This window comes from Kitasatospora sp. NPDC097691, assembly GCF_040302665.1.
Classification (GTDB): domain Bacteria; phylum Actinomycetota; class Actinomycetes; order Streptomycetales; family Streptomycetaceae; genus Kitasatospora.
Genome location: NZ_JBEORY010000006.1, coordinates 210,861 through 222,030 on the forward strand (window position 1 = coordinate 210,861; position 11,170 = coordinate 222,030).

11 protein-coding genes are annotated in these 11,170 nt (G+C 70.4%); 6 read left to right on the forward strand and 5 right to left on the reverse strand.

Translation table 11 applies throughout. The annotated features are described in order from the left end of the window. Positions 1 to 68: 68 nt before the first annotated feature. The gene (locus tag ABTY56_RS06905; RefSeq protein WP_350627301.1) at positions 69 to 1,727 is read left to right on the forward strand and encodes a beta-1,3-glucanase family protein; all 1,659 of its coding nucleotides are present in this window, start codon (positions 69 to 71) and stop codon (positions 1,725 to 1,727) included. Between the two features lie 313 nt (positions 1,728 to 2,040). Here ABTY56_RS06905 and ABTY56_RS06910 read toward each other — a convergent pair whose 3' ends face one another. Together ABTY56_RS06910 and ABTY56_RS06915 are read right to left on the reverse strand one after the other, a co-directional pair. Continuing rightward, positions 2,041 to 2,553, reverse strand: a complete 513-nt coding sequence (locus ABTY56_RS06910; RefSeq protein WP_350627302.1) for an NUDIX hydrolase — start codon at positions 2,551 to 2,553, stop codon at positions 2,041 to 2,043. Between the two features lie 150 nt (positions 2,554 to 2,703). Continuing rightward, positions 2,704 to 3,738 (reverse strand): hypothetical protein, encoded by a 1,035-nt coding sequence (locus ABTY56_RS06915; protein WP_350627303.1) that lies wholly within the window; start codon positions 3,736 to 3,738, stop codon positions 2,704 to 2,706. A gap of 84 nt (positions 3,739 to 3,822) precedes the next feature. Between ABTY56_RS06915 and ABTY56_RS06920 the strand changes: the two genes are divergently transcribed. From ABTY56_RS06920 to ABTY56_RS06940, 5 genes are all read left to right on the forward strand, one after another. Next, positions 3,823 to 4,122 (forward strand): PadR family transcriptional regulator, encoded by a 300-nt coding sequence (locus ABTY56_RS06920; RefSeq protein ID WP_350627304.1) that lies wholly within the window; start codon positions 3,823 to 3,825, stop codon positions 4,120 to 4,122. Further along, a complete protein-coding gene (locus tag ABTY56_RS06925) occupies positions 4,119 to 4,907 on the forward strand; it encodes a hypothetical protein (protein ID WP_350627305.1) in 789 nt (262 codons plus the stop codon). Before ABTY56_RS06920 ends, ABTY56_RS06925 begins: the two co-directional genes overlap by 4 nt. Positions 4,908 to 4,972: 65 nt before the next feature. Further along, positions 4,973 to 5,749: a polyprenyl diphosphate synthase gene (gene uppS / locus ABTY56_RS06930; protein ID WP_350627306.1), complete on the forward strand. Its 777-nt coding sequence runs from the start codon at positions 4,973 to 4,975 to the stop codon at positions 5,747 to 5,749. Positions 5,750 to 6,299: 550 nt separating this feature from the next. Next, positions 6,300 to 7,094 carry a metal-dependent hydrolase gene (locus ABTY56_RS06935; RefSeq protein ID WP_350627307.1) on the forward strand — a complete coding sequence of 265 codons (795 nt, stop codon included), beginning with the start codon at positions 6,300 to 6,302 and terminating at the stop codon, positions 7,092 to 7,094. A 287-nt stretch (positions 7,095 to 7,381) separates the two neighbouring features. Next, positions 7,382 to 8,302: a hypothetical protein gene (locus tag ABTY56_RS06940; RefSeq protein WP_350627308.1), complete on the forward strand. Its 921-nt coding sequence runs from the start codon at positions 7,382 to 7,384 to the stop codon at positions 8,300 to 8,302. Between the two features lie 247 nt (positions 8,303 to 8,549). On the opposite strand, the gene ABTY56_RS06945 is transcribed toward ABTY56_RS06940, so the two are convergent. The 3 genes from ABTY56_RS06945 to ABTY56_RS06955 form a co-directional block, all read right to left on the reverse strand. Beyond that, positions 8,550 to 8,966: a hypothetical protein gene (locus ABTY56_RS06945; RefSeq protein ID WP_350627309.1), complete on the reverse strand. Its 417-nt coding sequence runs from the start codon at positions 8,964 to 8,966 to the stop codon at positions 8,550 to 8,552. 132 nt (positions 8,967 to 9,098) lie between these two features. Then, positions 9,099 to 9,566 (reverse strand): hypothetical protein, encoded by a 468-nt coding sequence (locus tag ABTY56_RS06950; RefSeq protein ID WP_350627310.1) that lies wholly within the window; start codon positions 9,564 to 9,566, stop codon positions 9,099 to 9,101. A 44-nt stretch (positions 9,567 to 9,610) separates the two neighbouring features. Then, the coding region (locus ABTY56_RS06955) for an alpha/beta hydrolase (RefSeq protein ID WP_350627311.1) at positions 9,611 to 11,170 on the reverse strand (1,560 nt) is incomplete at its 5' end.

Below are 11,170 nucleotides of genomic sequence, written 5' to 3' on the forward strand. Positions count from 1 at the left end.
GATGGACAGACGGCGCAGCGCGCGCCTCCAGCCCTCCCCCCACCTCCTCCACCGCCCCCGGAGCCCCCATGATCACTCGCAGGACCATGCTCGGCGCCTCCGTCGCGGCCCTGACCGCGCCCGCGCTCGTCGCCCTGTCCCGGTCGGCCGCCGGCAGCACCACCCCGCCACGGCTCGACGTCGACCTGGTCAACACCGTGTCGTCCCAGCCGGTCTACGCCTACGTCCTCGGCCTCGACCCGGCCCAGGGCAACAGCTGGGCCTTCCTGCGCTCCGACGGCAGCACGCTCTACCACCCGCCCTCGCCCGGCGCCCCGGGCGCACCCCTCGGTGCCGACTGCGCCATCGCGCTGGGCGCGCCCGGCAGCACCCCGCGGCGGATCCGGCTGCCGTACCTCTCCAGCGGACGGATCTACTTCTCCGTCGGCCGCGAGCTGGTCTTCCTGATCAACCCCGGTCCGGGCATCGCGCTGCCCTCGGTGAGCAACCCCACCGACCCCAACATCACCACGGCCTACGGGTTCTGCGAATTCACCTACGGCCCGGACCAGTTGTACGCCAACATCAGCTACGTCGACTTCGCCGCCGTCCCGATCGCGTTCGACCTGACCGCCGGCGGCGGGCGGCAGAGCGTCAGCGGCCTGCCCGTCGGCGGTCTGGAGTCCGCCGCGAACGCGCTGCGCACCCAGGCCGCCGCCGACGGCGGCGACTGGGCCCGGCTGATCGTCCCGGACTCCGCCGGCCGGACCCTGCGCATCCTCAGCCCCAACACGGCGATCAGCGCCGACCCGTCGCTGTTCAACGGCTACCTCGACAGCTACCTCACCGCCGTGTGGCAGAAGTACCAGAGCACCGACCTGGTGATCGACACCCAGGCCGGTTGGGGCACCGTCACCGGCCGGGTCCGCAACGGCGTGCTCACCTTCCCCGGCGTCGGCGGCTTCGCCAAGCCCTCCACCGCCGCCGTCTTCAACTGCAGCTCGGCACCGTTCACCACCGGCAACGACCTGATGGGCAACCTGAGCGCACGACTCGCCGCCGCACTCAACCGCACCACCCTGCTGGACGACCCCCACCAGCCGGACGGCGAGAACCCGGCCGCCTTCTACACCGCCGCGCGCACCAACCACTACGCCCGCGTCCTGCACGCCACCAACCCCGACCACCTCGGCTACGCGTTCCCGTACGACGACGTCCACCCGGCCGGCGTGGACTTCGAGGGCAAGGTGCAGTCGGCGAACCCGACCCTGCTGTCCGTCACCGTCGGAGGCACCCACGGCCCGGTCGGCCCCGGGCCGTCACCGCACCCCGGCGGCGGGACGAGCGCCTTCGCCACCATCCGGGCCGAGTCCTACAGTTCGCAGTCCGGCACCGCGCTGGAAACCTGTGGCGACACCGGCGGCGGCCACGACGTCGGCTGGATCGCGAACGGCGACTGGCTCGCCTACGCCGGCGTGGACTTCGGCAGCTCCGGCGCGACCCGCTTCCAGGCCCGCGTCGCCTCCGGCGCCGCACCCGGCGTCAGCGGACTCGTCCAGGTACGGCTGGACAGCCCGACCGCCGCACCCGTCGGCAGCTTCGCCGTCGCCGACACCGGTGGCTGGCAGTCCTGGCGGACGGTACCCGCCGACATCGCCCGGACCACCGGCACGCACACCGTGTACCTCACCTTCGCCAGCGGGCAGAGCGCCGACTTCGTCAACCTCAACTGGTTCACGTTCGGCTAGGCTCTCGTTTCACTCCTCCGGTGCCGGCGCCGCCGGGCCGCACACTACTCAGGCCGCTGACATCGGCCAGGGGTGCGGATTGCTGGGAGTGACTTCGTAGGTCAAGCAGCGAGTTGGTAGCGCTTTGCCGCTGCCGCTTGGCACCGCCCCGCCCATGCAGCGCCGACTCGCAGCGGGCAAGCCACGGACTCGCCAACTCCTCGATCACAGCGCCGAGATGTGCACCGTAGAGGCCGCAGACAGCAGAATGGGACAAGGCCGCACGGGCCCAGGCCGACGTCACAACCGGCCCAACCGTGCGGCCCGTCTCGCGTCATGCCCCGATCCGGGGCAGATCGCGGCGATGCGTGAGATAGCGATCGAACGCCTCCTGCCCGTCCGGAATGAAGCGCCACTGCCGCACGGCCTCTCGCAGCTCCGTCTCCGTCAGCCAACGGTGCCAGGCAATCTCTTCCGGGTCGGGCGTCACCTCGCCCGTGATCACGGCCTCGTGCACGCCGAGCCAGTACGGGCTGATCGCGCCCTGGCACAGGAACTTGAACAAGAAGCGCACTGGCACATGAATGCCCAGCTCCTCAGCCAACTCCCTGGCCGCGGCCCGCTCGTAGGACTCGCCCACGTCCACGGCCCCGCCGAACATCACCTCGTGGTGACCGGGGAACCGGGACAGGTTTTCGGGCCGCCGATAGACCAGTACCCGCCCCTGCTGATCGCGACAGACCGTCGTCGCGATGCGGTGCAGCCAGCCTCGACGGATCGCCTCACCGCGGTCAACTACTCCCAGCACCTGATCCTGATCATCTACGTGTTCTACCGGTTCATCCACGACACCCACGATCGCACGACCCCCCGTCAGCCAGCACTCCCGCTCTGACCGAACCTCTACCCGCTCACCAGCCGCGGCCCCGCTGTCGCGGACCGAGTCGTAAATGACAGCGTGTCCCTGCTCTGGCAACCGATCGGACGTCTCCCCCTGTCATTCCCTGGTTCCGGTCGCCGCCACACCGAAGGTGAGCGCGCCCGTCAGTAGCGCACCGACGAGCGTGACCGCCGCCCATTGCCCGATGGAGTCGACCTGGTCGCCGAGCCCGAGCAGGTGCCAGACGGTGTCCCGAAGCGCCAACGAGACTGGCAGCGCCAATGCGCCTGCGGTGGTCGCGGCCCGGGCGGCCCGTCGCGTCCGCGATGCGGGAGGAGGCGCGGCGAACCGCAGGGCGCTGTTGCAGATCATCACGAAGGCGAAGGTGCCGCCCGCGAAGACCGCGGTCTCCACGGTGAAGAGCGGTATCCCGGGCCAGCCCTCGCCGGAGGCCAGTCCCGTGGCGACCAGCAGGCCGGCGGCGAGGGCGGCTGCGGCGGCGAGCGGGGCGAACCGGAGGCGCACGAAGCTGAGCGCTCCGCCGCCGCGGCCGATCAGCGCAACGAGTGCGCGCCCCGACCGCGAGCGGGGGCCGGCGAACAGGCTCGCGAGGGGCGCGAGGTCGTCCAGCCAGTCCCCGCCCGAGTCCTCTGCCCCGCGTACCGGTTTCGGTAGCCGCCGGATCGTCCGGCGGTGCAGCAGCAGGCTCCCGGCCGTCACCCCTGTGAGCGGCAGCAGGGAGGCGATCAGCCAGGGGGTGCCACCGTCCCAGGACGCGCGGTCCGCCCGTACGGCCACCGCCGCCCAGTCGGTGACGAGCGTGGCGGCGACGAGCAGCGTGCAGACCAGCGCGGCCCGAAGTACCTGCTCGGCCCGGTAGCGCGGCAGGGGCCGGTCGCGGCGGCACAGCAGCGCTCTTGCCGAGCCGAGCGCCCCGAGCAGGGGGACGAAGAACATGGTGAAGGTCACCACCGCGTCGTACGGATCGTCCTGCCAGGGACTTCCCGCCCGCACCACGCGAACCTGCGTCGTCAGGTAGGCGAACAAAGTGAAGGCGGCGGCACCGGCGGCGGACGTCAGCAGTGCCGCGGCCGCGGCGGGCCGGGCGGGGTGCCCGACCTCCAGGTGATCGATCGTCAAGTCATGGCTCATGGCGGCGATAGTACACATCGCGTAGTACGTGACACGTAGTTCGCAGCGCGTAGTATGGTGCTCCGTCAGATCAGGAGGAGCGACATGCAAGCCAACGACGCCCAGACGCTGGTGCTCTGCGCACTGGCCGACGGGCCGCTGCACGGATACGCCATCAACACGGCGATCGAGGAGCTGACCGGGGAACGCCTTGGCCCCGGCAGCCTGTACGGGGCACTGGCCAGGCTGGAGTCGAAGCAGCTGATCCAGCCGCTCGACGGACAGGGCCGCCAGCGCCCGGTGCAGCTCACGTCCCTCGGCCGCGAGGTCCTGGAACGCGAGCTGCGCGCCATGGCCCGGGTCGCGAACGCCGGACTGCGGCGCCTGGGGGTGAACCCCGCATGAGCGTCGTCACCCGAAGCCTGGTCAGGCTCTACCCGGACGCCTTCCGCGAACGCTGGGGTTCGATGGTGGAGGACGAGGCCCGGGGCGCGGGCTGGAAATCCTGGCCCAACCTGATCGCGGGAATCGTGGACATGTGGCTGCACCCGGCCCTCTGGCCCGCCGACTCCCCGGCACAGCGCCAGCGGCGGGTGGCCACCATGGGCATCACCGTCGCCCTCGCCGCCTGGTTCCTCAGCCACCTGGCCGCCGAACAAGCCGGCCCCCTGCCCGCCCACGGCGTCCGGGAGCAGGTTACGCGCGGCTGCACCACCCTGCTGCTGCTCGGCATCGCCCTCGTCGCACCCCGGCCCCGACCCACGCTGCGCGCCGCGATCACGCTGCTGGGCTGGGCGCTGCGACGCCTCGCCGTACCGACGCTCCTCGGCGCCGCCGTGGTCATCCTGGTGCATGGCGGCTTCGATGCGGACGCCTCGCCGCCCACCCTGCGCACCGTCGTGCTCGCCGCCTGGTGGATCTCCCTCGGCCTCGGCGCGATCCAGATCCCCCGCATCTTCACCGGCGTCGGCGCGGACGCCGTCGTGCCGCCCGGCACCGGCCGCCTGCGGGTGGGTGTCTGGACCCTCGCCGCCGCCAGCTCCACCGGCGGCGCGACCATCCTCGGTCTCTCGGTCACCGGTGACGGATTCCACCCGCTCGGCGCCGGCATCGGCCTGGGCCTGCTGCTGCTGACGGCGGTGTGCGCGGGCACCCTGCGCGACCTGCGCGACCTGCCGTCGGCCCCGTAAGTCGCGCGGCACGCCCATGACCTCGGCTCGCCGGAACCGGCGAGCCCCTTCCACTCACCTGGACGGTGCCCATGCCCGACCTGCTCCGCTCCCTCTACACCCGCCGCTTGCGCCGCGAGGTCATGGCGGGCCCGCTTCCCCGGCACGTCGGGCTGATCATGGACGGCAACCGCCGCTGGGCCCGGCAGATGGGCATGGCCAACCCGAGCCTCGGCCACAAGGTGGGCGCCGAACACGTCGAGGAGGTGCTCTCCTGGTGCGAGGCCCTGGCGATCAAGCACATCACCGTCTTCATGTGCTCGACCGAGAACCTCCAGCGCCGCGGCGACACCGAAGTCGCCTACCTGATGCGGCTGATCGAGCAGGTGGTCGCCGATCGCCTCACCCGCCCGGACGCCCGCTGGCAGGTCCACCTCGCCGGAATGACCGACGCCCTGCCCGACAGCACCGCCCGCGCCCTCAAGGAGGCCGTCGAGGCCACCCGCACCTGCACCACCGGCGCCCACGTCACCCTGGCCGTCGGCTACGGCGGCCGCCAGGAAGTCATCGACGCCATGCGCGACCTGATGTACGCGCGAGCCGAATCCGGCGCGTCTCTGACCGATGTCGCCGACACCCTGACCGTCGACGACATCGCACCGCACCTCTACACCGCCGGCCAGCCCGATCCCGACCTCGTCATCCGCACCAGCGGTGAGCAGCGGCTGTCGAACTTCCTGCTCTGGCAGAGCGCCTACTCGGAGCTGTACTTCTGCGAGGCCTACTGGCCCGCGTTCCGCGAGGTCGACTTCCTGCGCGCCGTCCGCAGCTTCGCCGCCAGGCAACGGCGATACGGCGGCTGAACCGACCAGGAGACCCTCCGACAACTCGCCGCATCCACCCCGGAGGGACGATGGCCGACCTCTCCAGCAATGCCGACGCAGGTCAACGTGTGCGCGGGAGATCGGGTTGTCCATCTCCATCCAGCACGGGGTGCCCTGCCCATGGCCCTGGTCACTGCCGCCGGTCGGCCGGTGGCGCAGGTCTCGTAGGGCGGCACCAACTCGGCCGGTGCCGCCCCTCTCCGCATCGGCGGGCGACGATCAGGAAGCCGTGGCCAGGTCCTCTGGTCGTCCGGGTCGTCCGGGTCGTCCGGGTCGTCTCAGGGTGCCGAGCACGAGCGGTGCGGCCCGGATGTCCTCGCCCCGTCACCTCAGCGGCGACGAGCCGGGACATTCCCTCGACGGTCTTCTGAAGCCGTTGAGCTGTCGGTCGATCCGGCTGCCCTGGGCCCCGGACTGTGGTCACGCGTGGTCGTCGGCGGGCGAGATCGAGAAGTGATCATGGGCCGATATGCTCACTTTCCGTCAGGTGCCGCTTCGGCCCTGGTCGGAACGGGAAGGCGGGATCGGCATGATGGGACCAGCGCACGCGCTGTCGGGTGCGGCGGCGTGGCTGGGGGTCGGCGCGGTCGCGGCCGGCATGGGCGAGCCGATGCCGTGGCCGGTGCTGGTGGCCGGCGCCCTGATCTGCGCCGGCGCGGCGCTCGCCCCGGATCTGGACCACAAGGCGGCCACGATATCCCGGGCCTTCGGCCCGGTGTCGCGCTGGATGTGCGAGGTCATCGACAAGCTCTCCTACGCCGTCTACAAGTCGACCCGGGGCAAGGGCGATGCGCGCCGCTCCGGCGGGCACCGGACGCTGACCCACACCTGGATCTGGGCGGCGATGTGCGGCGCGTTGGCCGCGGCCATCGCGGTGTACGGCGGGCGCTGGGGTGTCCTGGCAGTGCTGTTCGTGCACATGGTGCTGGCCATCGAGGGGCTGCTGTGGCGGCACGCGAGGGTGTCCAGCGACGTGCTGGTCTGGCTGCTGGGGGCGACCAGCGCCTGGATGCTGGCAGACGTCCTCGACCAGCCGGGCAACGGTGCGCAATGGCTGTTCGACCAGCCGGGACAGTCGTACCTGTGGATCGGGCTGCCGATCGCCCTGGGCGCGCTGGTGCACTGCATCGGTGACGCACTGACGGTCTCCGGCTGCCCGATCCTGTGGCCGATCCCGATCGGCCGCAAGCGCTGGTACCCCATCGGCCCGCCCAAGGCGATGCGCTTCCGGGCCGGGAGCTGGGTCGAGATCAAGGTGCTCACGCCGGTCTTCATGGCCCTGGGTGCGGTGGGCGCGCTGCTGGGCCTGGGACTCGTCGGCTGAGGCCGGCGGTCTCCTCGTCGGTCTCGCGGTGCAGGGCGGCGCGTGGCGCCCAGGGCCTGTTGCGAAAGCGGATCTTGTTCGTTGATGTACGTCCTGTGGGACGTGCGAACCTGTCGAGTGGCCAGTGGGCCCGGCCTGACCCGTTGTTGCCGCGGGGTGTCAAGCCGGACCATCCACAGGTGGCGTACCGGCCTGCTGAGTGCGGAGGCCGGTCGAAACACTGCAGCTGCCGCCCGATAGCGTTCATCTCTTCGGGCACCGTCAGGGCCTGGAGTCCAAAATGGTGAATGCTGATGACGCTTGGCGAACTGCCTGTCGTGTGGAGCCTGACTCCTGAGGATGCCCGAGCCGGATGGCGGGCCTTGTGGTGGAGCGTCGGACCGAGCAACGAACTCGCGGTGATGCTGATCCAGGAACGGAACCTGCGCTGTTCCCCGCACATGGGATGGGTCGGATGGAGCGTGGCGGCTCCGTGTGACGGCGTATTGGTCGTGATCTCGGACGGGACGGAACACCGCACCCCCGTCACCGGCATCCCCGCGTGGACCAGCCACCTGGCCCTGCTTCCGGAGTCACGGTTCTTGTTGGTGTCAGGCCGGATACACCGGGACCGGAACGGGATCTGGGAGAGGAACGCGGTCGTGTACTCCCCCGAGGGACACCCGGTGAGTCACTTCTGCATCGGCGACGACATCGACTACATCATCGCCGACCGCGACGGCGGCATCTGGACCTCGTACGGTGACGAGGGCATCTACGGAGACCATCCGGAGACCAGCGCCGGCCTGGCTCGCTGGGACACCGACGGCACCCACACCTGGAGCCCTCAGGGACGGCTCCCCGTATGGCCCCTCGGCGGAAGCGCGGGCGCCACCGAGGAGACGGCAGCCTGGCTCGCCTGGTACAGCCACAAGGGTGCTTTCCTGTCCCGGGTAGATCCCGCCACCGGCGACATCACCAGCTACCGCAACCCGCTGAGAAACATCGACGGGATCGCCGTCCGCGGCACTCGGATGCTCCTCACCCACCGGTTCCACAACCGTCCCGCCGTCGAGCTGAGTCGCGCGGAGCTCATCGGCGACGCCTGGGTGATCACCGCCCAAGAGAAGCTGCGACTACCGGGCCCGGTCGTCATGCGCTGCACCCAGGGCCGCGACGGTGTCCTCTGGCTCCGCGCCGGCGACAGCTGGACACAGGTCGAAGCTTGAGTCATCAACGCTCGACTGCACGGTCCCACTACTCCCCGCGTCCGAGATGCCGGACTGTGGGCGGGTGTGCGGCGATGACGTGGCCGAACGCCCTCCAGGACGGGGTGCCCGAGTTCCAGTAGTGGTCGTGGTCGGTGTTTCTGGGACAGCGATCCCTGGTGGGTGGCGCGCAGGCCGGACTGGAAGCTGAAGAGGTTCTGCTCCGCATCTCGCCTGCGTCGCCGGCCCGCGCCGGCCCGGCTCGTGCTCAGCCGTTGGCGGAAGCGCCGGGGCTGGGGCCGCGTTTGACGCAGGGTGCGATGACGGTCAGGTGGAGGGTGTCGGGCCCCGTGTCGGGCCGGCCGACCACGACCGAGGCGGTGAACCTGTTCGAGTCGTTGGACAGGTCAAGGCGCTGGTCGTCGTTGCGCTCGACGGAGAAGCCCTCTTGCTTCAGCCGCTGCCGCACCGCCTCGAACACGGCGTGTACCCCCGGCCCGGGGATCCCGCGCAGTTCGTACGAGATGTACGGCATGTACGTCTGCGGCGAGCCGAGTGGCCCGGCCTCGCACGCGTCCTTGTCCACCAGCGGCTCGGCGACCTTCACGGTCTCCTTCTCGGGGAGCACGGCGAGTGCGTCGGAGGCGTACGCCTTGACCTTCTCCTCGGCCTGCCCGAGGTTCATCGACGGGGTGTCGCTCCCGCATGCGGACAGGGCGAGGACGGCTGTGGGCAGGAGGCACAGCACGGCGGTGCGCGCGGTCCGCCCGGGTCGGGCGGGCCGTGGACGTCGTACGGATCGCTTCACCGGGCACCCTCACTTCGTCGGTGGCTTGGTGCCGTTGGGCCAGACGCAGGGGGAGACGAATCCGATGGTCAGGGTGGTGCTCCAGTCGCCGCCGTCGTCGATGGAGGCTCTGAAGTCGTCCTTCGGATTCGTGAAGAAGATCGCGTCACGGTGGCTGCTGGTGACCGTGAAGCCGGCTTTGACGAGGTGGTCGCGGAAGGCGTCGAAGGTCGCCGCATGGTGGTCGGCCGGGATGCCTCGTAGGTAGCGTGACGTCACGGCCATGACTCGGCCGTCCTCTTCCGACGGCGCGTCGTTCTTGAAACACATACCGTCGTCGTCCCGATCGGGGAGCGTGGTCACCGGCTGGGGGAGAGCGGCGAAGGCGTCGGCGACGTATGCCTCGGTCTTCTGCTTCGCCTGCTCACGCGTCATCGTCGGGCCCTTGTCCGTGGTGGTGCAAGAGGTGGACGTCAGCAGGACGGCGATGGCCGGCACTGCCAACCACGATAGGCGGGTGGAGCGTTGGCGGATGCCCTTCGTCATGACGGCTGCCAGGTGCCGGCGATGACCTTGCCGAATTCCTTGATCGCGTCCCCCTTGGGGTCCCAGTAGTGGGAGTGGTCGCTGTTTCCGGCGTACAGGTGCTGGGCCCCGAAGTGGGGATCCATGGGATCCTCTCTGAACCGTTTGATCTGGGCGGTCGCCGCGATCCCGGTGTCCTCGCTGCCGCGGGCGACGTAGACGTGAGACGGGTCGAGGTTCAGCTCGCCGGCGTGATCGACTCCCACGCCGGGGCTGCCGACGAGGACGACATCGTCGACGGGCGGCTTGAGATGGCTCATGGTGTAGCCGACCGCGACGGTTCCGTAGCTGTGGCCCATGAGAACGTTGTGCGACGGTGCGCCCTGGTGGGTCGAGCGCAGCCCGACCTGGAAGCGGGCCAGGTCCTTCTCCGCGCCCTCGGCGTACCGGTCCATCGCCGCGTCCGGAAACTTGTTCTGGGGCGCGTCGTAGCCGACCCAGGCGATCGCCGCGGTGGACTTGGTGTGGTCCTCCTTGGTGGCCGCCTTCACCATCTCGTCCGCCTTGTCGACGTCGCCGCTGACCGTGGCGAACCTGGAGGTGGTGCCCGGGACGAAGGTCACGACGTTGTCGGCCGTGTCGGGGTTGTTGACCGAGACGATCGCCCGGCCCTTGCCCTTGGTGTCGAAGCCGAGGAGGAAGGCCGGCGTGTTGCCACGCTTCGCCAGACCGGCACCCGCCAGGCGGCTCTCGATGTCGGCGATCCCCTTGAGCTTTTCCCGCAGGTCGATGTTCTTGGCGTCCCAAGCCATCCAGTCCGGATTGGTGACGGCGCCGTTCGCCCCCTCGATCTTCTGCGGTGGTTCGGGGCCAAGCTGGTCGAGCTGGGTCTGGAGATCCTGCTTGACCTGCTTCATGCGGATGCGGTTGGCCTCGTCACGGGCGGTCGCGGGGACGCCGTCGAGGTTGCCGACTCGGTCGGGGTGGTCGTGGATGAACGTCTGCCGCTCGCTGTCGCTGAGGCCGTCCCACCACTGCTTGACGCTCGTCGGGTCGGTGCCCGCGGGGGGTATCTGCTCGCGGCCGGTCTGGGCGGCCAGGTCCTTGGCCACGGTGGCGGCGTCCAGGCCGGTGCCGCTGCTCGCGTTGGTCGCGAAGTGGTTCAGCCGGGCGCTGATCTCCCGGTCCGCCTGGTCGGCCTCGTTGAGGGCGGCGGTGATGCGGTTGCTGATGGCGATGGCCGTCGTCTCCGCGCCGGCGCCCGCGTAATTCGCGGACGTCGGCTCATTGTCCCAGGTGATGCCGCCGTCGGGCGCCACGGTGAGCTTCGCGGTCTTGGCGTCGTCCAGCGCGTAGACCAGGTGGGCCTGGGCCAGCGCGAACTGCTCGGCCGCCTTGGCGAGGGCCTTGCCGACGAGGTCCAGTTCCTGCTTCGCGGACTGCAGTTCGGTGCCCAGGAACCGGATCCGGGCCTGCGCATGGTCGGACGCGGTGCCCGTCCAGTGCGAGTTGGCCAGCCGGTCGGCGACCTCGTGCTGCCAGGACTCGATGTGCCGGTTGAAAGCCGAATAGAGCGC